This is a genomic window from Acetivibrio mesophilus, assembly GCF_004102745.1.
GTDB lineage: Bacteria > Bacillota > Clostridia > Acetivibrionales > Acetivibrionaceae > Hungateiclostridium > Hungateiclostridium mesophilum.
Genome location: NZ_RLII01000004.1, coordinates 193,500 through 219,745, shown reverse-complemented (window position 1 = coordinate 219,745; position 26,246 = coordinate 193,500). Strand labels below are relative to the sequence as shown.

21 protein-coding genes are annotated in these 26,246 nt (G+C 38.5%); 15 read left to right on the top strand and 6 right to left on the bottom strand.

The window, feature by feature from the left end; translation table 11 throughout:
- The first annotated feature begins 108 nt into the window (after positions 1-108).
- Positions 109-1,191, top strand: coding sequence for a sporulation integral membrane protein YtvI (ytvI, locus tag EFD62_RS05835; RefSeq protein ID WP_069193479.1), 1,083 nt, complete (start codon positions 109-111; stop codon positions 1,189-1,191).
- A 60-nt stretch (positions 1,192-1,251) separates the two neighbouring features.
- On the opposite strand, the gene sigK is transcribed toward ytvI, so the two are convergent.
- The 6 genes from sigK to typA all read right to left on the bottom strand — a co-directional run bounded on the left by sigK (position 1,252) and on the right by typA (position 8,883).
- Positions 1,252-1,962, bottom strand: a complete 711-nt coding sequence (gene sigK / locus EFD62_RS05830; RefSeq protein ID WP_069193480.1) for an RNA polymerase sporulation sigma factor SigK — start codon at positions 1,960-1,962, stop codon at positions 1,252-1,254.
- A gap of 79 nt (positions 1,963-2,041) precedes the next feature.
- On the bottom strand, positions 2,042-3,697 hold the full coding sequence (locus EFD62_RS05825; RefSeq protein ID WP_069193481.1) for a peptidoglycan D,D-transpeptidase FtsI family protein: 1,656 nt from the start codon (positions 3,695-3,697) through the stop codon (positions 2,042-2,044).
- 179 nt (positions 3,698-3,876) lie between these two features.
- A complete protein-coding gene (locus EFD62_RS05820) occupies positions 3,877-5,112 on the bottom strand; it encodes a peptidase U32 family protein (RefSeq protein WP_069193482.1) in 1,236 nt (411 codons plus the stop codon).
- A 57-nt stretch (positions 5,113-5,169) separates the two neighbouring features.
- Entirely contained in the window at positions 5,170-5,808 is a 639-nt protein-coding gene (locus tag EFD62_RS05815; RefSeq protein WP_069193483.1) for an O-methyltransferase, read from the bottom strand.
- 78 nt (positions 5,809-5,886) lie between these two features.
- Positions 5,887-6,999, bottom strand: coding sequence for an endolytic transglycosylase MltG (mltG, locus tag EFD62_RS05810; protein ID WP_069193484.1), 1,113 nt, complete (start codon positions 6,997-6,999; stop codon positions 5,887-5,889).
- A 63-nt stretch (positions 7,000-7,062) separates the two neighbouring features.
- Entirely contained in the window at positions 7,063-8,883 is a 1,821-nt protein-coding gene (gene typA / locus EFD62_RS05805; protein WP_083225090.1) for a translational GTPase TypA, read from the bottom strand.
- Positions 8,884-9,155: 272 nt separating this feature from the next.
- On the opposite strand from typA, the gene rpsB reads away from it, so the two are divergent.
- The 14 genes from rpsB (at position 9,156) to nusA (ending at position 26,198) form a co-directional block, all read left to right on the top strand.
- Positions 9,156-9,914 carry a 30S ribosomal protein S2 gene (rpsB, locus tag EFD62_RS05800; RefSeq protein WP_069193486.1) on the top strand — a complete coding sequence of 253 codons (759 nt, stop codon included), beginning with the start codon at positions 9,156-9,158 and terminating at the stop codon, positions 9,912-9,914.
- 185 nt (positions 9,915-10,099) lie between these two features.
- Positions 10,100-10,747, top strand: a complete 648-nt coding sequence (tsf, locus tag EFD62_RS05795) for a translation elongation factor Ts (RefSeq protein WP_069193487.1) — start codon at positions 10,100-10,102, stop codon at positions 10,745-10,747.
- A gap of 240 nt (positions 10,748-10,987) precedes the next feature.
- A complete protein-coding gene (gene pyrH / locus EFD62_RS05790; protein ID WP_069193488.1) occupies positions 10,988-11,695 on the top strand; it encodes a UMP kinase in 708 nt (235 codons plus the stop codon).
- Between the two features lie 19 nt (positions 11,696-11,714).
- A complete protein-coding gene (frr, locus tag EFD62_RS05785) occupies positions 11,715-12,266 on the top strand; it encodes a ribosome recycling factor (RefSeq protein ID WP_172406013.1) in 552 nt (183 codons plus the stop codon).
- A 2-nt stretch (positions 12,267-12,268) separates the two neighbouring features.
- Positions 12,269-12,469, top strand: a complete 201-nt coding sequence (locus tag EFD62_RS05780) for a hypothetical protein (protein WP_069193490.1) — start codon at positions 12,269-12,271, stop codon at positions 12,467-12,469.
- Between the two features lie 133 nt (positions 12,470-12,602).
- Positions 12,603-13,352: an isoprenyl transferase gene (locus EFD62_RS05775; protein WP_407921084.1), complete on the top strand. Its 750-nt coding sequence runs from the start codon at positions 12,603-12,605 to the stop codon at positions 13,350-13,352.
- A complete protein-coding gene (locus tag EFD62_RS05770) occupies positions 13,349-14,191 on the top strand; it encodes a phosphatidate cytidylyltransferase (RefSeq protein ID WP_235832575.1) in 843 nt (280 codons plus the stop codon). Before EFD62_RS05775 ends, EFD62_RS05770 begins: the two co-directional genes overlap by 4 nt.
- A 32-nt stretch (positions 14,192-14,223) precedes the next feature.
- Complete coding sequence (locus EFD62_RS05765) at positions 14,224-15,369, top strand: 1-deoxy-D-xylulose-5-phosphate reductoisomerase (RefSeq protein WP_069193492.1); 1,146 nt, start codon at positions 14,224-14,226, stop codon at positions 15,367-15,369.
- 137 nt (positions 15,370-15,506) lie between these two features.
- Positions 15,507-16,778 (top strand): RIP metalloprotease RseP, encoded by a 1,272-nt coding sequence (gene rseP, locus EFD62_RS05760; protein ID WP_069193493.1) that lies wholly within the window; start codon positions 15,507-15,509, stop codon positions 16,776-16,778.
- 61 nt (positions 16,779-16,839) lie between these two features.
- On the top strand, positions 16,840-17,898 hold the full coding sequence (gene ispG, locus EFD62_RS05755; RefSeq protein WP_069196236.1) for a flavodoxin-dependent (E)-4-hydroxy-3-methylbut-2-enyl-diphosphate synthase: 1,059 nt from the start codon (positions 16,840-16,842) through the stop codon (positions 17,896-17,898).
- A gap of 16 nt (positions 17,899-17,914) precedes the next feature.
- Entirely contained in the window at positions 17,915-22,225 is a 4,311-nt protein-coding gene (locus tag EFD62_RS05750) for a PolC-type DNA polymerase III (RefSeq protein WP_069193494.1), read from the top strand.
- 27 nt (positions 22,226-22,252) lie between these two features.
- Positions 22,253-24,172 carry a copper amine oxidase N-terminal domain-containing protein gene (locus EFD62_RS05745; RefSeq protein WP_069193495.1) on the top strand — a complete coding sequence of 640 codons (1,920 nt, stop codon included), beginning with the start codon at positions 22,253-22,255 and terminating at the stop codon, positions 24,170-24,172.
- A 249-nt stretch (positions 24,173-24,421) separates the two neighbouring features.
- Complete coding sequence (gene rimP / locus EFD62_RS05740; protein WP_069193496.1) at positions 24,422-24,886, top strand: ribosome maturation factor RimP; 465 nt, start codon at positions 24,422-24,424, stop codon at positions 24,884-24,886.
- Between the two features lie 85 nt (positions 24,887-24,971).
- A complete protein-coding gene (nusA, locus tag EFD62_RS05735) occupies positions 24,972-26,198 on the top strand; it encodes a transcription termination factor NusA (RefSeq protein WP_069193497.1) in 1,227 nt (408 codons plus the stop codon).
- The last annotated feature ends 48 nt before the right edge of the window (positions 26,199-26,246 follow it).

Here is a 26,246-nt window from a genome sequence, read left to right as displayed (position 1 = left end):
CTTGCATTATGATAAAGTGTTTAATATTATATAATATAAATATAAAAGTGTTATGTTTTTTAACTAATAAAATTCTTTTTTCTACATTTTTTCAATAGGATGGTTAGTATGGATAAGAGAGTGAAATTAATTATAAAGTTGGTTCTTATTTTTGGTGGAACATTTCTGGGAATATTGCTGGGGTTGAGGCTTGCAGTTTATCTGGCGCCGTTTGTTATTGCTTTTGCTATTGCTTCATCAATTGAGCCTGTGATCAAGTTCCTTATGAAAAAGCTAAAGCTTAGCAGAAAAATTGCAGCACTGGTATCCTTGCTTTTGGTCCTCTTGATTATAGCGGTACTGCTTCTCCTGTTGGTCTCAAAACTATATAAGGAAATAGCGAGTCTTTCAAACTCTCAGCCAGACTATTTTAAAGAAGTATATCAAAACATATCGAATTTGATAAACAGAGGCTTGAACATTTATTTCGGTCTTCCCAATGAGGTTATCGCCCAAATTTCAAATATGGTTTCAAACCTTTCGAATTCCATTTCCAGTGTGGTGGATTCATTTGTGAAGGGAATTTACAATACGGCAGTATCGATACCTCAGATGATGGTATTTGTGCTTGTGACAATTTTATCAACCTACTTTCTTTCCAGTGATAGAGACAAGATTTATGACTATATCAAGCATAATTTACCTGAAGCATTTTTAAATAATGTAATAAGTATAAAAGACAATATGTTTGTGGCCTTGTTTGGATATATTAAAGCGCAGCTAATACTAATGTCAATTACTTTTTGTGAGCTTTCTATCGGCTTTTCAATAATAGGTATAAAACACTCTATTCTCCTAGGGTTGGTTGTTAGCTTTATAGATGCCTTCCCGGTACTCGGGACAGGAGGAGTCCTGGTCCCCTGGGCCATATATGAGTTTTTAACCAAGGACATTAGGATGGGAGTGTCGCTGCTGATTTTGTATATTGTAGTGCTTGTTATAAGACAGATGATAGAGCCTAAGATAGTCGGCCACCAGATAGGGCTCCATCCTTTGGTGACGTTGATGACGATGTACCTTGGGATGCAGTTCTTGGGTTTATTCGGGCTTATTTTAGGGCCTATTGTGGTATTGCTTTTTAAAAATATTATTTCAGGAATGATAAAGCAAAAAAGCCTTAAAGAGCTAATAAACGATTTCAATAAAAAATAAAGGTGTTGTGGCAATAAAAAGTGTATTAAAAAGATAGAGAAGTCAGAAAGCCGAGAATAATTATTTACAGCTTTCTGATTTTAGCTCTTTTCCTAACTTCTTTATTGCTTTTTTTTCAATTCTTGAAACATAAGACCTTGAAATTCCCAACATTTTGGCTATTTCACGCTGAGTCTTACTTGTGCCGTTTAAAAGTCCATACCGTAGTTCCAAGACCATTTTTTCTCGAGCCTTCAACACGTCTTTCATTTTGTTGTAGAGACGTTTAACTTGCATCTTAAGCTCTACTTCTTCAACTACTGATTCCGATTCATTGCCGATAACGTCAATAAGAGCTATTTCGTTTCCATCCCTATCAACCCCAATAGGGTCCTGAAGGGAAACCTCGCTTTGAGTTTTCTTACTGGAACGGATATGCATTAAAATCTCGTTTTCGATGCATCGAGCTGCATAAGTTACAAGTCTTGTACCTTTTTCGTGATTAAACGTGCCGATCGCCTTTATTAATCCAATGGTTCCAATTGAAATTAAATCATCACTATCACCTATAGTAGAATTGTACTTTTTTACAATATGAGCAACGAGTCTTAAATTTCTTTCAATAAGTATGTTCTTTGCTTCTTCATCTCCGCTTTTTAAAAGCTTTAAATAGTGTTGCTCTTCTTCAGGACTTAAAGGATGGGGAAATGAATTGATATTGGAAATATAGCCTGAAAGAAAGAATATATTATTTAGTATCTCTATAAATGAGGAAAACAATATATAAAGCAAGATAAGGCACCTCCAATAAATTGGCTACCTTATAAGTATATGTAGCATAAATATTTTAGGTGCCAGTACAAAAATTAATTTAAAAACCCTTTTTCAAGATAGTTTTAGCAATTTCCTCGAAGACAGGAGCAGCTATTGTTCCTCCGCTTTTTCCATCTTCAATAAATACCGAGACCGAATATTTTGGATCAAGTCGTGGAAAATAGCCGGCAAACCATGCATGTACCACTTTTTCTCCATTAATGTATTGACCTGTTTCGGCACTTCCGGTCTTTCCGCCAGCACCACCGTATTCACTAAGGTTTGCTCTGGTTCCGGTACCGCTGACTGTAACTTCCTCCATGAGCTGCTTTATTTTATCGCATACCTCTTTGTCAATTATTCTTTCACCCTTGTTTTTCTTAATCACCTTTACAGTATTTCCTTTACTGTCAACTAGGGAATCTACAATGTTTACCTCATTCTTAATTCCACCGTTTGCAATAGTGGCAACCATGTCTGCAACCTGAAGGGGAGTCGCCAAGACATCCCCTTGACCTATGGAGATATTGGCGGTATCTCCGTAGGTGAAACTGTCGGGGGTGGGAAGGTTGCCGGCCGATTCTTCAACTCCTTGGGCATCAATGCCGGTGATTCTCCCAAAACCAAATTTACTTGCAGTGTCTATTATGTTTTTTGGACCAACTCTAATTCCCAGCTCAATAAAGTACGGGTTGCAGGAGGAAGCAAAGGCTTCATGCAGATCTATTAATCCATGGCCGCCTCTTCCAAAGGCAGAGCATCTAAACTCCTTATCTCCCAAAACCACATATCCCGGGCAGTAGTAATACATTGACGGATCAATATTTTTGCTGTAGGCACTTGCTAAGTCGATAATTTTGAATATGGAACCAAGATTGTAGGATGCAACTGCTCTGTTAAACAGCTCTTTATCTCGGCTCTCAAGATATTTCTCGACTTCGTTGGGGTTATAATCGGGCTTGCTTACCATAGCAACAATATCGCCGGACTTAACTTCTTCTATTACAACAGCACCTTTAAGATTATACCTGTCCATAACATCTTCCGCGGTTTTCTGGATATTATAATCAATGGTTAGTTTTACATTCAGCTTTTCATTTTTTTCGCCGGAATTTATAAATCGATAGCCAAAGCCTTTTAAAGGATTATCCTTGGCATCGGTTATGACTCCGACACTGCTTTTGGAGTCCTGCTTAAGATAATTCTCATATGCTTTTTCAAGGCCTGTTTCTCCCGTCATGTCAATTTTATTTAGATAGCCAAGGACATGCTTGGCAGGAGTGTTGTCATCGTACCTTTCAAGGGAGTATATAAAGGATATTCCATGAACTCTTTCTTTTATAAGAAGATCTTTTTTACTTTCATCGGCTCTAATTTTTATGGGTTCTTTACAAATTTGAACCTGTCTATTAATTTCGTTGAAATTAAGCTCTAAGATGTTTGATATATTTAGGAGATCGCTATCATTGTCCTTAAGGTAAAGCGGCTGTATTACCACATCTATTTTCTTTTTTCTGCTGGTAAGAGGAATGAGATTTCTGTCAAGTATATCTCCTCTCGGCACATCGATGGGGAGGTTGGATACCTTTTGGGCAGTTGCCTGTATGAAAAGCTTTTCCCCCAAAATCAGCTGTATATAGACTACCCTTAATATAAGCAGCATGATTGAAAGGGTAAACACTGTAAGAAGAATTTTATTGCGTTTAATAAACATAGGATGCCCCCTTTTTTTGATATTAGTATTATTAATTAATTTTTCCAAATGAAGGGGCTTTTATACTTCACTTGTATGAATGAAAGAGGCTAAAAAAACTGAAGTCCATGATAGGACTTCAGTTTAGGACAATTTTATTATATTAACCAACTATTTTTTAGCTCGTTAATTTAATTGATTTACTCATTAGAACTGCTTTTTCGTCGTAGCATTGTATACTCCTGTACATCCTCTTTCATAGGCATGTATACCGTCATTTGAGGGTGAGGGGCAATGTCTATATCTTCGCCGTCAATATTTTTCATCCATTCAATCTTTTGAACAAAGAAGTCGCCTTTGGGGTTTACCACTTCAATTTCTTCGCCTTTATACATTCGGTTTCTTTGTTCTATAGTTGCTATTTTTGTAGTCTTATCGTATTTTTGAACAACCCCTACAAAGTCATAATCCCTTATATATGAACTGGTGGCATAAATCTGATCGTTGGGTCCGGGCTTGTTGAAGAAAAAGCCGGTGGTGAATTCTCGGTGGCTGACTTTACAGACCTCTTCAAAAAGCCGAGGGTCAAATTTATAGCTGTCTTTATTTTGATAGTAGGCATCTAGCGCTTCGCGGTATGCCTTTACCACTGTTGCGACATAAAAGGAGCTTTTCATTCTTCCTTCAATCTTGAGACTGGATACTCCGGCTTCTATTAGCTCAGGTATATGTCCAATCATGCAAAGGTCTCTGGAATTGAAAATAAATGTTCCTCTTTCGTTTTCATATACTGGGAAGTATTCATCGGGTCTTTTTTCCTCCATCAAGTAGTATTTCCATCTGCAGGGATGGGCACATAGTCCTCTGTTAGAATCCCTGCCGGCCATGTAATTGCTCAGAAGGCACCTTCCGGAATAGGAGATGCACATAGCGCCGTGGACAAAAGCTTCAATCTCCAAAGAATCGGGAGTATTTTCTTTTATTTCCCGTATCTCATCAAGAGAGAGTTCTCTTGCAAGTATTACTCGCTTTACACCTTGGTCATGCCAGAATCTGGCGCTCATAAAGTTGGTATTGTTGGCCTGGGTACTTAAGTGTATTTCCATATCGGGGGCCATTTCTTTTACCATTGAGAGAATACCGGGGTCCGACAGTATTATGGCATCGACTCCAATACTACTGACTTCTTTTATATATTCGGGAATTTTCTTTAAATCTTGGTTGTGAGGAAATATATTCATGGTTATATATACTTTTTTTCCTTTATCGTGGGCAAATTCCACTCCAGATTTCAAATCATCAAATGTAAAATTGTCGGCATAGGCCCTGAGACTAAATTCTTCTCCACCGAGGTAAACGGCATCGGCACCATATAAAACAGCCATTTTTAGTTTTTCAAGGTTGCCGGCAGGCGCAAGCAGTTCAGCTTTTTTCATATACTTCACTCCTAATTTATTGGTAAAATTCTGCCATAGATACTTTGAAAGACGAAGTTATTTTTTGAAGCTTATTGCCACTCCATCGCCAATAGGCAGAATACTTGTCTCCAGTTCATCCATGCTGCAAATAGTCTTAAGATAGTCTCTCAATCTTTTTACAATGGTCTTTTTCCTTCTTACAACAAGTTCATCCTTTGCAATCATTCCCTTATATAGGATGTTGTCCGATATAAGAAGACCTCCGCTCCTCAAAAGCCTCAGACATTCGGGAAGGAACTCCGGGTACTGGCCCTTGGCAGCATCCAAAAAAACCATATCATATTCATGTTCAAGGCATTTCAGGACATCTAAAGCATCTCCTTCGATTATGTTTATTACATCCTGAAGACCGGCTTTTTTTATATTCTCTCTGGCTCTTTCTAGCATCAATTCATACCTGTCAATAGTATCAATTCTTCCTCCGGGCTCTAGCACAGTGGAGAAAAGGATGGCAGAATAACCAATGGCGGTCCCAACTTCTAAAATACGGGAGGGCCTGAGAGTAAGGCCTATTACCTTAAGAAGTGATGCAACTTCCGGATGCACAATGGGCACATGATTCTCTTTGGCGAAGTCTTCAAGCTCCGACAACAGCCCGTCATTTTTTTTAATTGTTTTTCTAATATAGTCGTTTATATAATCATAACAGATCATTTTATTCAGTCCTTATAAAAATTATAAAAATTGTGAGGATTTTGTTGAAATCCTCACAATAGTTTTATATGGTATTGCTTAATCCGCTTCGTATTTTTTAACAGCCTCCAGATGCTCAGCTAAGGTCTTTGAAAAATGGTGACTTCCATCTCCTTTAGCCACAAAGAACAGATACTCTGATTCTTCATCCGGGTACAGTGCTGCTTCTATAGCAGCAACACCTGGGGAGCATATAGGTCCCGGCGGTAGCCCTTCAAAAATATATGTGTTATATGGGTGGTTAATCTGGGTATCCTCATCGGATAACTTTTCTTTCATCTTGCCCTGAGTATTATATAGAATATACTGTATGGTAGCACAGGACTGAAGCTTTCTAAGCTCAGGGTTGGAAGACTTCATCCTGTTGTGAAATACGCTGGAAACGATTGCTCTTTCTTCGGAGAGAGCCGTTTCTCTCTCTATTATGGATGCAAGAATAATTACTTCATCTATTGTCATGTTCAACTCTTTTGCTCTTTCATAGTATTCCGGCTTGAATTTTGCATCGAAGTTGTCGAGAAACTTTTCAATTATTGCCCTCTCTCCTCCTTTTGGATCGAAGAAATAGGTGTCCGGGAAGAGATAACCTTCAAGTCTGTTTTCCCTTTCGGGGATATCTTTTAAAAACTCATAGTCGAACTCTTCGGTATTGCAGGCTTCAAGAAAGTCCTCTTTGTCGATAACCTTTTTTTCACTCAAAGTATCGGCAATTTGTGTTATATTTTTTCCTTCAATTATGGTGACAGTAGTTGTAACTGGGTTGCTGCAGAGGACTTCCATAATTTCTTTATAACTAAAGTTACTATTTACAATATGCTTACCCGATTTGTAACGGCCGTCATAACCATTGAATTTGGAAATGAACTTAAACCAAAAAGGATAACTTATTACGCCTTCTTTCTTAAGTATTTCTGCAATGTCGCTGGTATCAGAACCACGAGGAATTTCAACTTGAATGCCATTTTCAGGGTCTATTTTTGCAATAACCTCCTCGTAGTCAATTTCTTTCTCGTTTACGAAATATGTGTAAGAAGCCAGGGAGCTTATTGTAAATATAATAAGGAAGACAAGAAAGTACAGAAATAAAGACGCTAATCTATTCTTGCGCTTCTTTGCTTTCTTATTTGGTGCTACCTTACTGTTTCCACTCATTATTCTCACCACACAATAATTTTTTTATTACATAAATGTTCTTTATGCTGCATATTAATGGTATTACTCTTTTTTTCTTGACTTTGCCCTAAGGTCTGTATCGAGGATTTTTTTCCTTAACCGTATGTTCTTCGGAGTAATTTCCACCAGTTCGTCATCTTCAATGAACTCCAAACATTGCTCCAAACTGAGCGTTACAGGGGGCGTAAGTCTTAAGGCTTCATCGGAACCGGATGCCCTCATGTTTGTAACATGTTTCTTTTTGCAAACATTTATAACAATATCTTCATTCCTGGAGTTTTCTCCAACTATCATGCCCTCATATACCTTTGTCCCGGGCGAGATAAAAAGAGAACCTCTTTCCTGTGCATTATAAAGACCGTAGGTAACAGCTTCGCCGTCCTCCCATGCAACCATTGAGCCTCTTTGTCTTCTTGATATTTCTCCCTTTAAAGGTTCAAATCCATGGAAGACATGATTCATTATACCATTTCCTTTTGTATCAGTCAAAAATTCTGACCTATACCCGATAAGGCCCCTTGAAGGGATTTTAAACTCAAGCCTCATATAACCCTGCTGAGAAGAATGCATATTTATCATTTCAGCCTTGCGGGTACCCAACTTTTCCATAACGACGCCCATAAAGTCCTCAGGAACGTCAACAATCAGGTGTTCCATGGGCTCAAATACTTCGCCGTTGACTTCTTTATAAATAACATTTGGTTTGGACACTTGAAATTCGTAGCCTTGACGCCTCATAGTCTCAATCAATATTGAGAGATGAAGTTCGCCCCTTCCGGACACCTTGAAGGAATCCGGAGAATCAGTTTCTTCGACTCTAAGGCTTACGTTAGTTTCCAGCTCTCTAAAGAGCCTGTCCCTTAGATGTCTTGAAGTAACAAACGTTCCTTCACGCCCTGCGAAAGGGCTGTTGTTTACACTAAAGGTCATAGAAATCGTAGGCTCGTCAATATCAATAAAAGGTAATGGGTCAGGTTTATTGGCATCACAAACTGTTTCACCAATGTTAATATCGCTAATGCCGGATACTGCAATAATATCTCCCATCATCGCAGAGTCTGCTTCAATTCTTTTGAGGCCACTAAATACATAGAGCTTGCTTATCTTTACATTTTCAACACTTCCGTCCTTCGTACACAACACAGCAGACTGTCCTGTCTTAATGATGCCTCTTTCGACTCTTCCCACTGCTATTCTTCCCACATACTCATCATAATCTATATTTGAAACCAGGAACTGAAGCGGTTCGTCCATATAACCGCTAGGAGCAGGCACATGATTTATCAAGGTTTCAAACAGAGGAACAAGGTTTTTCGGTTCATCATCTAAGCTGTGTACAGCATAGCCTTCTCTCGAAGAAGCGTATACAATTGGGAAATCAAGCTGCTCATCATTTGCTCCAAGCTCAATGAACAACTCTAAGACTTCATCGATAACTTCGTTGGGTCTTGCTTCAGGCCTGTCAATTTTATTAATGACAACTATGGGTTTTAGGTTAAGCTGAAGAGCTTTCTTGAGTACGAATCTTGTTTGAGGCATGGTACCTTCAAAGGAGTCAACCAATAAAAGGACGCCGTCAACCATTCTAAGTACGCGTTCAACCTCTCCGCCGAAGTCAGCGTGACCCGGAGTATCTACAATGTTAATTTTGGTATCCTTATAAGTCACAGCAGTGTTTTTGGATAGAATAGTGATACCTCTTTCTCTTTCGAGGTCATTGGAGTCCATTACTCTCTCATGAATCTGTTCATTTTCTCTGAATATACCGCTTTGTCTCAGCATTGCATCTACGAGTGTTGTTTTCCCGTGATCAACATGGGCTATTATAGCGACATTTCTAATGTTTTCTCTAATATTTTCCACAAAAATCTCCCTCTAAATCGTTAAAAATTCATTATTTTATAATAACTATACTATTTTAAAATAGGGATTGTATCTTGTCAATAAAATAGGAATACTGAAAAAAAAGTGAAGCAAAAAATAAAAAAGTTATATTTATTATTGATAAAAAAACAACAATGTGTTATACTACTAGACGGAAAAAACGCACGCAAGCTTGATTTATGGGATAGTGCCGACAGGTTCCCCATAAAGATGAAGGTTGCGGAGGTGTAAAACTAACGGAGGTGTTTTAAATGTCAGTTATTTCAATGAAACAATTATTGGAAGCAGGTGTTCACTTCGGTCATCAGACTAGAAGATGGAACCCAAAAATGGCTGAATACATTTTCACAGAGAGGAACGGTATCTATATTATAGACCTTCAAAAGACTGTGAAAAAGGTTGAAGAGGCCTACTATTTTATCAGGGAAGTGGCAATGAACGGCCAAGGAATTCTCTTTGTAGGTACAAAGAAGCAGGCTCAGGATTCCATAAAGGAAGAAGCTCAAAGGGCAGATCAGTTCTTCGTAAATGCAAGGTGGTTGGGTGGAATGCTCACCAACTTTAACACAATTAAAGGAAGAATAAACAGATTAAAAGAGCTCACTAAGATGGAAGAAGAAGGCGTTTTTGACGTTCTACCAAAGAAAGAAGTTATAAAGCTTAAGGGTGAAATGGAAAAGCTCGAAAAGTATCTCGGTGGAATCAAAGACATGAAGCAGCTTCCAGGAGCATTGTTTGTAGTTGACCCTAGAAAAGAAAGAATTGCTATTCTCGAAGCAAGAAGGCTAGGCATTCCTGTAGTTGCAATTGTAGATACCAACTGTGACCCGGATGAAGTTGATTACGTAATTCCTGGAAACGACGATGCTATCAGAGCTGTTAAATTGATTGCATCAAAAATTGCAGATGCTATTATAGAGGGAAGACAGGGCGAACAGCTTTCAGTTCAAGGCAGTGCTGAAGAACAGGCTGAAGAAATCGTTGAGGAAGAAGTTGCTGCAGAAGTGTAAGAATTTTCCGACTTCAGCGGGTATGCTGCTGAAGTCGGATTTTAGGTTTCTTTATGTTGGAGCAAAAGCTTTTAGGTTGATGCTCTAAGCTTTTGTTAAAGGTATAAAAACATCTTTAATGAGAATAATATTCAAAAATCATTTTATAAATTGTGAGAAATTAATATTGTTTGGAGGAATTCAGAATGATTACTGCTGAAATGGTTAAGCAGCTTCGTGAAAGAACCGGTGCAGGCATGATGGATTGCAAGAAAGTTCTTTCAGAAGCAAATGGTGATATGGAAAAGGCTGTTGAGCTTTTAAGAGAAAAAGGATTGGCAGCAGCAGCTAAGAAAGCAGGAAGAATTGCTGCAGAAGGATTGGTTGATGCTTATATCCATGGTGATGGTAGAATAGGCGTATTGGTTGAGATTAATATTGAGACTGATTTTGCTGCAAAAAATGAAGATTTTAAGGCCTTTGTAAAGGACGTTGCAATGCATATTGCAGCAAGCAAGCCTGAATACATAAGCAGAGAAGAAGTTCCTGCCGATAAGCTTGAAAAAGAAAGGGAGATCCTCAGAGCTCAGGCACTAAATGAGGGTAAACCTGAAAAGATTGTTGATAAGATGGTAGAAGGAAGAATAGAAAAATATTATAAGGAAGTATGTCTTTTAGAACAGCCATTTATAAAAGACCCTGATAAGACAATACAACAACTTCTCAATGAGAAGATAGCTGTTATAGGCGAGAATATCAATATAAGAAGATTTGTAAGATTTGAAAGAGGCGAAGGTATAGAAAAGAAGGAAGATAACTTTGCTGAGGAAGTTATGAAGCAAATAGGTGGCTAAATGTAAGGTGATTAAGGGAACATATAAAGTTACTTTATATGTTCCCTTTTTAGGGATTTGGCCTCTTGGAATGAAATGAAAGAGACAAAAGCGAAGGGCCTCGATGTCCCGAGCTTTTATTGCTGCTATTTTTGGGATAATCACCGATTATATCAAAAACACCCTATTATTTTTAAAAATGGTTTTCAATTGTAAGGTTTGTGTGTTAGAATAACATTAAGGAGCGGAGGATTTTCTTTAATGCAAAAAGCAAAGTATAAAAGAGTCATGTTGAAAATAAGCGGTGAAGCTCTGGCCGGAGAAAAGAAGCTGGGAATTGATACCGATACTATAAATGAGATTTCAAAAAATATAAAAGAAGTGTACGATATGGGCGTTGAAGTTGCTATTGTTGTAGGAGGTGGCAATTTCTGGAGAGGGAGAAGCGGAAAGGGAATGGACCGTACCACAGCGGACCATATGGGTATGCTGGCAACTGTCATTAATTCTTTAGGGCTTCAGGATGCCCTTGAGTCCCAAGGGGTGCCTACTAGGGTTCAAACAGCCATCGAGATGCGGCAGATTGCAGAACCGTATATACGAAGGAAGGCTGTAAGGCATTTGGAAAAGAGAAGGATTGTTATTTTTGCCTGTGGAACAGGTAATCCGTACTTTTCAACCGATACTACCGCTGCTTTGCGTGCGGCTGAGATTGATGCAGAAGTTATATTGCTGGCAAAGAAGGTTGATGGAGTATATGACAGTGATCCTAACATAAACCCCGATGCAAAGAAGTTTGATAAGCTTTCCTTTATGGATGTGATTAACAAGGGTCTGGGTGTAATGGATTCTACTGCTGCTTCACTTTGCAAAGACAATAATATTCCAATAGTAGTTTTTGGTCTTAATGAGCCGGGAAATATTGTTAAAGCTGTACAGGGTGAGAACATCGGTACAATAGTAATGTAAATAGAGGAGGAATATGTCAATGGAAGAGTATAAGAATATTGAAGAAAAGATGAAGAAAACCATCAACGTATTAAAAGATGACCTTAATACTATCAGAGCAGGCAGGGCAAATGCATCGATATTGGATAAGATAATGGTTGAATATTACGGTGCTGCTACACCGATTAATCAGCTTGGCACTATTTCAATACCAGAGCCAAGGGTTATAATGATCCAGCCTTGGGATGCCCAAATACTGAAGGAAATTGAAAAGGAAATTCAGAAATCTGATATTGGCATAAATCCGAATAATGATGGCAAGGTTATTAGATTGGTATTCCCTCCGCTTACTGAGGAAAGAAGAAAAGAACTTACAAAGCTTGCCAAAAAGTACGGAGAAGACTCCAAGGTTGCCATAAGGTCAATAAGAAGAGACGGAATTGAAAAAATGAAGTCTATGAAAAAGAACAGCGAAATTACCGAAGATGATCTCAAGAACGCAGAAAAGGACATTCAGAACCTTACAGACAAGTATATTGCAGAAATTGATAATATAATTGAATTAAAAGAAAAAGAAATACTAGAGGTTTAGTCATGAAGGCCCAAACAGTTATTGGTTTCACATTGGGAGAGGCAAGAAAGATATTAAATTCCGCAGGAGGGAAAATTGCTTCTATCAGGGTGACATCTCCGCCTAAGGCTGAACTTGCCGATATTGACGACTATTACAGAGTGATAAATGCAATTGACAAAGGTGAAGAAGGTATTGAGCTTATTATTTGCAAACCCCTCTAATAATTAGAGGGGTTTTAAAATTCTGACGGTGAAATGAATTTATTGCGTTTACTGAAGCTTATATATATAATATAATAATAATCGGTAGCAAAAGTATTTTTGTCATCAGGTTTTGGAGGTTATAATGAATGTTTTGAAAAACATGTTTAATAAAAAAAATCAAAAGAAAAGCAATATAGATTATAATAGATTGCCGGCCCATATTGCCATTATAATGGATGGGAATGGAAGGTGGGCAAAGAAAAGAGCTCTTCCCCGTTCTGTCGGTCACAGAGAAGGTGCTAAAACTCTTAAGGAAATAAGTACATTTTGTGGAGAAATCGGAATTAAATATCTAACCGTCTATGCTTTTTCGACAGAAAATTGGAAAAGACCGAAAAGCGAAGTCGATGCTTTGATGAATCTCCTTTTAGACTATCTAAAAAATGCGGAGACTCATATTGGGGGCAAAAATGTACGAATACAAGTTGTTGGCGATATCAGTGTGTTTGACGATAAGATAAAGAAAGAAATAGACAGGGTAACAAAACTCACTTCCCAAAATACCGGGTTGACTTTGAACATTGCTTTAAATTATGGCAGTAGGGATGAGATTGTCCATGCGGTAAGAAAAATAGTACAGGAAGTTACCCTTGGCAAACTGGAAGTCGATAACATTAATGAAAAAGTATTAAATGATAGACTATATACCGCTACGACTCCGGACCCTGATTTATTGATACGTCCCGGAGGAGAGAAAAGGTTGAGCAATTTTCTGTTGTGGCAGTCTGCATATACTGAATTTTGGTATACCGATGTGCTCTGGCCCGATTTTAAAAAAGAGCATATCTTGGATGCTATTATTGAATATCAGAAGAGAAACAGACGATTTGGAGGGATATGAAGTTGCTAAAAACCAGAGTGGCAAGTGCTCTAATAGCAGTTATTATTTTGATCGCAGTTGTATGTTCGGGACAAATAATTCTTGGGATATCGGTTTTTTTGGTCTCCATTCTTGCTATGCATGAGTATTTTAAATCCTTGGAGAACGCCGGTTATAAGCCTGTCAGGGCAGTGGGGTATGTGGCGTGTGCCAGTATTCTTCTTCTTTGTTGTGAACGAGTATCGAAAATACTATGTCTTGAGCAGCTGGTATCTTTAGAAGCATTGATATTTGCTGTTTTTATTATGATTGTAGTTCTATTTTCCTTTATAATTTTTTTACATGGCAAATACAACATCGTGGATATTTCACTGACTTTTTTCGGTGTTTTTTATATAACATTTTTATTATCTTTTATAGTTCTTATACGGAACTTAAATAACGGTTTTTTCTTTGTCTGGCTAATATTTATCGGAGCTTTTTCCACTGACACCTTTGCATATTTTTCAGGACGTTTTTTCGGAAAACACAAGCTCATGCCAGCTATAAGCCCTAAAAAAACAGTAGAAGGGTCTATTGGCGGAGTAATAGGTTGTGCATTGACAACCATGCTTTATGGCTTGTATTTAAATAAAAGTGGCTCTATTGACTTTATTCCATATTATCACTTTTTGCTTATAGGGGTTTTGTGCGGCATTATATCCCAGATGGGAGATTGGGCAGCTTCTGCAATAAAACGATATGTGAAGGTTAAGGATTTCGGAAATATAATGCCGGGGCACGGCGGAGCCCTTGACAGGTTTGACAGTATATTATTTACTGCTCCTGCGGTATACTTCTATTTAAGCTGGATTATTTAGGTTGCTCAATGGATAAGCAGAAGGAGGAGAATATGGTAAACAGAATTTCAATTCTTGGCTCTACAGGTTCCATAGGTGTTCAGACCTTGGACGTAGCCAGAAATCTAAATATAAAAGTTGATGGATTGGCGGCAAATAAAAACATAGATTTGCTGGAAAAACAGGCCCGGGAGTTTTGTCCTAAGATAGTTGCAGTAAAGGATGAAGAGGGGGCAAAGATTTTAAGTGCGAGGCTTTCGGATACTGATTGTAAAGTGGTAAGTGGCATTGACGGGCTTAAAATGGTGGCATCCATTGATACTGTGGAGACTGTCGTTACCTCTATTGTGGGAATAGCCGGTCTTATTCCTACCATGGAGGCTATAAAGCATAAAAAGAATATAGCTTTGGCAAATAAGGAGACCCTTGTAACGGCAGGACATATTGTTATGTCTGAAGCCTCAAGGATGGGGGTTATGATTCTTCCGGTAGACAGTGAACATTCTGCTATTTTTCAAAGTTTAATGGGTAATAATAAAGAAGATGTGTCAAAAATTATTTTGACTGCATCAGGAGGTCCCTTCAGGGGCAAAAAAAGGGAGCAGCTTGAGAATGTCACGCTTAAGGAGGCACTAAAGCACCCAAACTGGAGCATGGGCAGCAAAATAACCATTGATTCGGCTACTATGATGAATAAAGGATTGGAAGTTATTGAGGCTCGATGGCTTTTTGAAATGCCCCTAGAGAGTATTGAGGTTCTGGTTCATCCTCAGAGCATCATTCATTCAATGGTTGAATACAAAGACGGTTCTATAATAGCCCAGTTGGGATCACCGGACATGAGACTTCCGATACAGTTTGCACTTACATACCCGGATAGGAGACCAAACAACTTTTCAAAGCTGGACATAATTAAGAACGGAAGTCTTACCTTTGAGGCTCCTGACCTTGAAGCTTTTCCATGCCTCGAACTTGCTTTTGAGGCATTAAGAGACGGAGGCACTATGCCAGCAGTGCTCAATGCAGCAAATGAAGAAGCTGTGGGGTTGTTTATGGAAGAGAAAATCAGGTTTTTGGATATTCCTCGGATCATAGAAAATGTAATGGGGAGACATTCAATTAAGTCGGAGCCGAACCTTGATGACATAATTGATATTGATTTATGGGCAAGAAATATGGTTAGAGAAGCAGTTAAATAAATATTCTCATATTATAGTTATTTATTGAGCTTATTTGTTGTAGATGTGCAATTTACACATATACATGATAATAGAAAGCTTTGTTCGCATAATATATTATTAATAATGGCTGATACAATCATTTTCAGGAGGTTTTTATGAGATTTTTATTGGTTATTCTGGCTTTTGATTTCATTATTATTATTCATGAGCTTGGACACTTTATTGTTGCTAAACTGTCAGACATAAAGGTTGAAGAGTTTTCTCTTTTTGTAGGTCCGAAGCTTTTTTCTATCAAACGCGGTGAGACGGCTTATACATTGCGCTTGTTTCCGATACTTGCGTATGTGAAGATGGAAGGAGAAGAGGAGGAATCGGATAGTGAACGGGCTTTTAATAACAAGCCTGCATGGGTGAGGGCTGCGGTGATAGCGGCAGGTCCGCTGGCCAATCTGATTTCCGCATTTCTGATAATATCAATAGTATATTTTACTACGGGCTATACCACAAGAACTGTAGGTAATGTTCAGGAAGGTTCTGCAGCTTATAATGCCGGTATCATGGAAGGAGACACTATTGTAAGCTACGACGGCAAGAGAATATATGATCCTTTAGAGGTTATTCAGTTTTTGTATATCTCAAAAGGAAAGGGCGCTGAGATTGAGTTTTTTAGAAATGGAACTAAGATTGAGAAGAGTATTCAGCCAACAATAGAAAGGGTTTACCAGTTGGGTTATTATCCTGAATCAGAGGCGAATTCTAACGTTATTGCTGAGTTGGTTAGCGGCGGTGCTTTAGAAAAGGTCGGTGCCCAACCCGGCGATAGGATTGAGAAGTTGAATGATGTCGAAGTTGATAATATTGACGAAATAAAGAATTTTTTGAAAGAAAACGGAGAACAACCGATTCGTGTAACTATTTTGAGGGACGGAAAGAATGAGATCTTTAATGTTGTGCCAAAATTCGTTGAGAATTATTATCTGGGAATAGCTTTTTCTCGGGAAGAGGGAGGCAATATTTTAGGTGGTATGAAAAATGGCGCACTATTTACCTATTCAAACATACGTATGGTGCCTTACAGCCTTTACTGGCTTGTGACAGGCCAGGTATCCATAAATCAAATGACAGGCCCGGTTGGGATTGTCAGTACTATGAATGATGTGGCACAGCAAAGCGAGACCTTTGGGGATGCATTCCTGAATATTCTTCTGTGGACTGCATTAATCAGTGCTGCTATTGGTGCTACAAACCTTGTGCCTTTCCCGGCACTCGACGGAAGCAAGCTTCTTATTCTTGCTATAGAGGCAGTGAGCAGAAGAAAAATTCCTGTGGAGAAGGAAGCAATTATTACATCAATAGGATTTGTTATTCTGATAGGCCTTTCAATATTTGTAATGGCTAATGACATAATGAGGTTTGTAATCAAATAGAAAAGTATAAATATTATTGGAGTTACAGGCAATATTTAGAAAAGGAAGAAGAGTATCAAAAATGGATTATATCAAAAGAAAACAAACAAGAATGGTTAGCGTAGGAGATGTATATATAGGCGGTGATGCCAAAATTACTGTTCAGTCCATGACCAACACCGATACGAGGGATGTTGCATCTACCGTCAATCAAATTAAAATGCTTGAGGATGCGGGTTGTGACATTATAAGGGTGGCTGTTGTGGATAAGGAAGCAGCTGATGCAATAAAGTTCATAAAAAAATCTATTAGGATTCCGCTGGTGGCCGATATTCATTTTGATTATCGGCTTGCCATATCCAGTATGGAAAATGGAGCTGACAAGATAAGACTCAATCCGGGGAATATAGGAGATAAGGAAAGGGTAAAGAAAGTTGTGGAGGTTGCAAAATCCAGGCAGATACCCATCCGCATAGGAGTAAATTCCGGATCTCTTGAAAAAAATATCGTCGACAAATATGGTGGAATTACTCCGGAAGCAATGGTAGAAAGTGCATTAGGGCATGCTCGAATATTGGAGGAACTGGACTTTTATGATATAGTGATTTCCTTAAAGGCCTCAAATGTACCCATGACCATTGCCGCCTATCGGTTGATATCCGAAAGAACCGATTACCCGTTGCACATCGGTGTTACCGAGGCTGGGACAGTTTTTAAGGGAACTATCAAATCCTGTGCCGGTTTGGGCTGTCTTTTGTCGGAAGGCATAGGGGACACAATGAGAGTATCACTGACTGGGGACCCGAAGGAAGAAGTTGTGGTAGGTCATGAACTGTTAAGAGCCTTAGGGATTGAAAAAGGTGGAGTTGAGTTTGTTTCATGCCCCACTTGCGGAAGATGCCAAATAGACCTGATCAGAATAGCAGATAAGATTGAGGAAGGCCTTGGAGGGCTAAGCAAAAATATCAAAGTAGCAGTTATGGGTTGTGCAGTAAACGGACCGGGTGAAGCTAAGGAAGCCGATATTGGAATAGCTGGAGGAAAAGGTGAGGTTCTACTATTCAAAAAGGGAGTAATAGTTCGTAAGATTCCTCAGGAAAGGGTAGTTGAAGAACTTATGGAGGAAATACTGAAGATGTAGGAAGGGGTTTGGGTGTATGCAAAATGTATCGATAAAGGATAAAAAGCTCTCGGATCTTTTCCCGGAAGTAATTAGTAATGACAGTGTTAGAGAGCTTTTTGATACTGCAAGGATTCAAAATATAAATGTCTATAAAAAATCCAGGAAACTGGAAATTTTTATTGTTTCGGACACTTTAATACCTGCAAAGACCCTCGACAGTGTGGAACAGAGCTTTAAAAGACTATTTGAGCTGGAACAGGTTCATATCAGGATTTCCTTTAATGTGGAGCTTTCAATAGAAGAGGTGCTCAATGAGTACTGGGACAGCATACTTTATATCGTCAAGAAAAACATTGCGTTATGTCGGGGGATATTAAGCGGATGCAAGTGGAAGATTGAGGATAATAAGCTGTGTATTTACCTCAAGACAAAGGGAACGGAGATTTTGAAATGCAAGAATTGCCATGCTTTGATTGAAAATATAATACAAGAGTGCTTTGGATTGCGAATAAGGGTTGAGTTTAAGGATTTTGAAATAAGTGAGGATAAAATAAACGAGTATATTGAGTTTAAGGAGAATGAGGAGGCAAAGGTTGTAACCAATACGGTTATTAAGAGTGCACCAAAGCCTGCGAAAACCTCCAGTGAAGCAAAGAGCAATACAACTTTTGCCACAGGGGACAAGTCGGAGGTTATTCTGGGTAAAAGCTTTAATGACAGCGTAATGATTATGTCCGAGGTGACACAGGATTCCGGTAGGATTGCTATTAGAGGTGAGATAATAAGCACGGAAACAAGGGAGTTAAAAAGCGGCAAGTTGCTATACATATTTGATGTAACAGACCTTACCAGTTCTATCACTGTTAAGATCTTTCTGGATAAGGACAAGTCCGGGAGCGTTATAGAAAGACTTAAGGAAAAGACTAATGTAAAGATTCGCGGAGAAGCCCAGTATGATAAATTCTCAAAAGAGCTGACAGTAATAGCTTCGGATATTGTTCAGGTTTCCACAGAAAGCAGAAGCGATAATGCTGATGAGAAGAGAGTTGAGCTTCATCTCCACACCCAGATGAGCGCAATGGATGGAGTTACGTCGGTTAAGGAACTGATAAAGCGTGCCGCCCAATGGGGCCACAAGGCAATTGCCATTACTGACCACGGAGTGGTTCAGGCTTATCCCGATGCCTGTGATACAGCTAAAAAGAACAAAATAAAGGTTATATACGGAATTGAAGCATATCTGCTTGATGATTCCGTACCTATCGTCTATCATTCTAATGGATATCCTGTTGATGGAGAGTTTGTGGTATTTGATATAGAAACAACCGGTCTTTCGACTGATAAAGATAAAATAACGGAAATTGGTGCAGTAAAGATTAAAGAAGGTAAAATTGTTGATACCTTCAGCACATTTGTTAATCCTGAAATTCCTATACCGGAGTTCATAGTTAAGTTGACCGGTATAACTGACGATATGGTCGCCGATGCTCCAACCATTGAAACGGTTTTACCTGAGTTTATTGAGTTTGTGGGTAATTGTCCGTTGGTGGCTCATAATGCAGTTTTTGATACAGGATTTATCAGGCATAATGCTTGCCTTATAAACAAGAATGTAGACAATCCGGTGATTGACACCCTTGAATTATCTAGACAGATGTTTCCCGAGCTTAAAAAGCATAAGCTCGACATAGTTGCAAAGCATCTTGGGGTTTCACTGGAAAATCATCACAGGGCTCTTGACGATGCCAAGGCATGTGCAGGTATTTTTGTTAAATGTCTTGAGATACTGGACAAAAAAGATGTTAAAACGATTGATGATATACAGAATGCCTTTGAGGGTTGTTGGAATTATCAGAAGGCAAATTCATATCATGCCATTATACTTGTGAAAAATTATGTAGGTCTTAAAAACCTGTACAAGATTGTATCCCAGACTCACTTGGAATACTTTTATAAGAGGCCAAGGCTTCCGAGAAAGCTTTTAATGATGCACAGAGAAGGTCTTATTTTAGGGAGTGCATGTGAGGCGGGAGAGCTTTATCGTGCAATTCTTGATAATAAGAATGACGACGAGATTTCCAGGATTGTCAGATTTTATGATTATCTTGAAATACAGCCTCTAGGCAACAATCAATTCCTTTTGGACAATGGAAAGGTAAACAGTGAGGAAGACTTAAAAAATATAAACAGAAAAATCGTCGCTCTCGGAGAAAAGTACAACAAGCCAGTGGTTGCCACCTGCGATGTTCATTTCATGGATCCTAAGGATGAGGTTTTCAGAAGAATACTTATGGCGGGACAAGGCTTTTCCGATGCAGATAATCAAGCGCCGTTGTATTTTAGGACCACTGATGAAATGATGAAAGAATTTGACTACCTAGGTGAGGAAAAATGCTATGAGGTAGTTGTAACCAATACAAATTTGATTGCAGACCAGTGCGAAGATATAATTCCCGTACCGGATGGAACCTTTCCTCCAAAAATTGATGGTGCGGAGGAGGAAATAAAGACCCTCGCTCAAAATAAGGCTACCGAAATATATGGTGAGACTCTTCCTGAGATTGTGGAAAAGCGTATGGAAAAGGAGTTAAACTCAATAATAAAGAATGGCTTCTCAGTTATGTATATTATTGCGCAAAAGCTTGTATGGAAATCCTTGAGTGATGGATATCTTGTGGGTTCGAGGGGATCTGTCGGATCATCATTTGTTGCGTATCTCATAGGTATAACTGAGGTTAATTCCCTTCCGCCCCACTACGTATGTGAGAGCTGTAAATATTCTGAGTTTATTGAGGACGGAAGCTACGGTTGTGGTTTTGACATGCCGGAAAAGACATGCCCTAATTGCGGAAGAGTTTTAAAAAAAGATGGGTATGATATTCCCTTTGAAACCTTTTTGGGTTTTGACGGGGACAAAGAGCCGGATATTGACTTGAATTTCTCAGGAGAATACCAACCAGTAGCCCACAAATACACCGAAGAGCTTTTTGGTGTGGGACATGTTTATAGAGCCGGTACAATCGGAACAATCGCAGAGAAGACAGCCTATGGCTTTGTAAAAAACTACCTGGACGAAAGAGGCATAGTGACCACTAATGCAGAAATTAACCGACTTGTCAAGGGGTGTACCGGTGTAAAGAGGACTACCGGACAGCATCCGGGGGGAGTCATGATTGTTCCTCAGGATAGGGAAATTTATGAGTTTTGCCCGATACAGCGCCCGGCAGATGATACGACCTCGGATATTATCACGACCCATTTTGATTATCATTCTATCAGCGGAAGGCTTTTAAAGCTCGATATACTGGGCCATGATGATCCTACTGTTATAAGAATGCTTGAGGATTTGACCGGTGTTAACGCCAGGACGATTCCCATAGGTGAGAAAAAAACAATGGGGTTATTTAGCAGTACCGAATCATTGGGAATAAGTCCCGAAGACATAAATAGTCCGGTGGGAACCTTTGCGATTCCTGAGTTTGGAACCAGGTTTGTACGGCAGATGCTTGTAGATACCAAGCCAACAACCTTTTCTGAGCTTATAAGGATTTCAGGACTTTCTCATGGAACAGATGTCTGGCTTAACAATGCTCAGGACCTGGTGAGAAATAATATTGCGTCATTGCCGGAGGTTATATGTACCAGGGATGACATAATGCTAAATCTCATACATTATGGTCTTCCCGATAAGACAGCATTTAAGATTATGGAAGATGTCAGAAAGGGTAAGGGACTTAAGGAAGAGTATGAGCAAATAATGAGAGAGAAAAAAGTACCGGACTGGTACATTGATTCCTGTAAGAAAATAAAATACATGTTTCCGAAAGCCCATGCAGCAGCGTATGTTATGATGGCCTTCAGAATTGCGTGGTTTAAGGTTTACTATCCTGAGGCATTTTATGTGGCATACTTTACTGTAAGGGCGGATGAATTTGATGCTGCTATGATGTGCCATGGAAAGGATAAGGTAAAAAACAAGATTAGGGAATTTGAGCAAAAGGGAAATAATATGACCCAGAAGGAGAAGAATACTCTTACTATACTTGAGGTTGCTAACGAGATGTATGCAAGGGGCATAAAGTTTTTGCCCATTGATATCTACAAATCCGATGCAGTAAAGTTTCAGATCGCCAAAGAAGGTATCAGGCCTCCGCTAAATGCTCTTCAGGGGCTTGGCAGTTCGGCAGCACAGAATATAGTAGAGGCAAGAAATGGCGGAGAGTTTTTATCTGTAGATGACCTGAGGGTAAGGGCGAAAGTAAGCAAGGCAGTTATAGAAATTTTGCAGCAAAACGGGTGCCTTGATGGTTTGCCTGAGAGCAATCAGATAAGCTTGTTTGGATGATGAAATGTTGTATATGGAGGAATTACTTTGAAGAAAATTTTTATGTCGGTTATGATTCTTCTGTGTGCTGTTTTACTGACCTGGGCTGAAGGTGCAGCATTTGAGGGAGAAAGAATAGAGATAAACTTTAAAGTCGGAGATGAAATCTTATACATCAACGGTGAAGATGTGAAGGTTGAAAAACCTGTTGTTATCAATGGAGTAACACTCGTGCCCTTAAGGGTTATTACAGAAGCTTTTGGTGCCGAGGTTGATTGGAATGGACAGCAAAGATGTGTCACTTTAAGCTACAGCCAAGTTTCAATTAAGCTGTATATTGACAATAAAGAAGCATATGTGGACAAAAATGCGGTAGAACTTTTAGAGGCTCCGAGGATAATAAATGACAGGACAATGGTTCCGCTCAGATTTATAGCAGAAAACTTTGGGGCAGATGTGGAGTATAATGAGTATACAAAGCAGATCACCGTTATAAAAATAAAAGCAAATGCGCACAGTATAAAGGATTATAGCCTTATTATAAAGAAAACAACCAAAGAGAAAGTGGGAGACAGTTACTACGGGTGGTCAATAGATTTAACGAAAAATTTGGAATTAATATACAGAAGTTTTAATGGTAATATAAATATATTTGCGTACAGTGATACAAACGATTCTATCATGCTCGGCATATTACCGCAGGGTGAAAGGACAATTGATAGCCTTCTTTCCTCTGCTCTTGTAAGACTAGAATACGATTATGGTTTTACTCTAATAAGGCATGAAAAGAACGATAATTATGCTAGAGTGGTTTACAGAGAAAGCCCGTTTACCTATGAGGACAGGTATTATATTAATGACGGCAAAGTGTATTATATTAACTTGTCTTTTGAAGATTACGATAACGCCACTTATGTGACTAATCAGGAGGTTCAAAATTTTCTTGATTCTTTCAGCACAAAATTTGTGAATGACGGACGTATTGAAGATCTTTCGGATGTTACGGAAGATGGGTTTAGACCGTATAGAAATAAAGACTTGGGATTTTCAATAGATGTGTTAGCCAACTGGATAGAAATGGAATTTGGAGAAGCGGATTATGAAGAATCATCAATTATGGCCAAATTTATAGATGATTTAGGTAACTATGTTTATATTACTATGTATCCTTACGATGAAGGCCTTTCGTTGGATGATGTCGTAAAGATGGAGACTGATTTTATCAAAAAAGAATACAATCCTGAGTTATATAAGCTTGAAAGTATAAAGGATATTGAAATAAGCGGCAAAAAAGCAAAGGAGCTACTGTATGAAATAAAACATGATGATAGGACCGAATATATGATTTACATATTTATGGTGGGTGAAAACTATAAATACAATGTCGGCTGTCTCTTGACTCAAGATACTTATAATGACGAAAAGAGCAAGCAAAAAGTATTAGATATGCTGCATTCCTTCAAATTTGATGAGCCTGATTCTGAGGATATTGTTTATATAGAGGATAGTAGATTCGTTGACATTGCAGAAGACTATATAACATTGGAAAATGACAGGTATATGTGGTCAATGAAAGTGCCTTCGACATGGATGCCGTGGCTGGACGACAATGGTGATGACTTGGTAGAATATATTAATGATGGTTTGTACATGAGTATTAAATTGACTACTTTAGAGGGAGCGTCCTTCAACGACTATATCAACCAGTTTACTGATAATCTAAAGGGTTCGTCTGAAGAATCAAGCATTAGTGTAGACAGTATCGAGGATGTTGTGATGAAAGGTGTAAATGCAAAGAAATTCGTCGTATTAAAAAAGGATAGTTGGGGTGAATATAAACAGTGGATATACACCTTCGACAAAAATGGTAATGTCTATACTGTTTACTTTACCATTGAAAGATTAAGAGCCAGTGAGAATAACATAAAAATACTGGAAAGGATATGGGAATCTATGAAATTTGAATAATAATTATATTTAATGCTAATAAAATGTTGATAATTACAAATAATAATGTTATAATACTTTTGGACTAAAGCAAATAGTAGCTTATGGTAAAGAGTGGGTCGGGCCCACTCTTTCGTATTATTTGAAGGCTTGGAAGGTTATGAAAGCCTTAAAGTTGGCAAGCTTGACAAAGCAAAAAGACGCTGAAAATTACAATAAAGAATAATGTGGCGTTGGCCATGCTAAAGCCCAATTCTATCGGAGGTTTGTATGACGAAAAAAGGAATAGAAGAAATTGTTACTGAAATTGCCAATCCAATAGTAGACAGGTACTCCTTTGAGTTGGTAGATGTTGAGTTTATAAAGGAAGGCTCAAATTGGTATCTGCGTATATATATTGATAAACCGGGCGGAATAACTATAGATGACTGTCAGATTGTAAGTGAGGAAATCAGTGATATACTGGACAAAAAAGACCCTATACCGCAGAGCTACTTTCTGGAAGTATCTTCACCGGGGCTTGATAGGCCACTTAAAAAAGACTCGGATTTTGAAAAGTTTATAGGAGAGCTCGTAGAAGTCAAGCTTTTTAAGCCTATTGAAGGGAAGAAGATATTCGAAGGAGAGCTTGTGGGATATAGGGACAACAAGATTATTATAAAAAAGAATGAAGAAGAAAACATGGAATTTGAACGGGATAAGGTTGCAATTGTGAGGAGAGTCATAAAGTTTTAATTTAAGCTGACAGGATTTAGAACAGGTCACTTTAGGTGATAATTTTGATATTATTAACATGAAAACTAAATAAGGAGGCTCTAAAATGAGTGCGGATTTAATTCATGCATTGGAACAATTGGAAAAGGAAAAAGGGATTGATAAGGATATAATAATTGAAGCTATTGAGGCTGCTCTTATTTCAGCTTATAAGAGAAGCTTTGGCTCATCTCAGAATGTGAGAGTATCTGTTGACCGTGAAACTGGGGATTTTAAGGTTTTTGCCTTAAAGAAGGTTACTGCCAATCCCCAAAATGAGTTATTAGATATATCTATAGAAAATGCTAAAAAAATAAATCCAGACCTTGAAGAAGAGGATATTGCTGAAATAGAAGTAACTCCAAGAAAGTTTGGAAGAATAGCGGCTCAGACCGCCAAACAGGTGGTAGTACAGCGTATCAGAGAAGCAGAAAGAGGAATTATTTTTAACGAGTTCTCAAATAAAGAGGGCGAAATTGTTACGGGGATTGTTCAAAGAATAGAAAGAAAAAATGTAATTATTGATCTTGGAAAAGCGGAGGCGGTGTTGGCTCCTGCAGAGCAAATACCCGGTGAAGAATACAAGTTTAATGACAGGATAAAAACATATATAATAGAAGTGAAAAAGACTACTAAAGGGCCACAAATTATGGTGTCAAGGACACATCCCGGAATAGTTAAGAGACTGTTTGAACTTGAGGTTCCTGAAATATATGAGGGAATTGTTGAGATAAGGAGTATTTCAAGAGAGCCTGGTTCAAGAACAAAAATTGCCGTCTACTCTAAAGATGACAATGTGGATCCGGTGGGAGCATGTGTCGGTCAGAAGGGTACCAGGGTTCAGGCTATTGTTGATGAACTTCGCGGTGAAAAGATAGATATAATAAAATGGAGTAGTAATCCTGAGGAATATATTTCCAGTAGCCTCAGTCCTGCTAAGGTTGTAAGGGTTGACATAAATGAAGAAGAGAAGAGTGCTAAGGTAACTGTTCCTGATTTTCAGCTTTCACTGGCGATAGGTAAGGAAGGACAGAATGCAAGATTGGCTGCAAAACTAACCGGTTGGAAAATTGACATAAAGAGTGAATCGCAACTTAGAGCTACAATAGAGCAGCAACTCTTGAATTTTAACGGCAGTTACAATGCTGAAGCAGAGCGTATAGAGGATGAGCTCTTTACGACAAATGTCGTGGAAGACAGTGAGGAAAATATTGTTGACTATACAACAGAGGATATAATTGAAGATGTAGTCGAAGAAACTACAGAAGATGACATGGATGATATAGAAGAATAATTTTAGAATTCCACGTTAATATATTTTTAAGTTTGTTCCTTACGATTC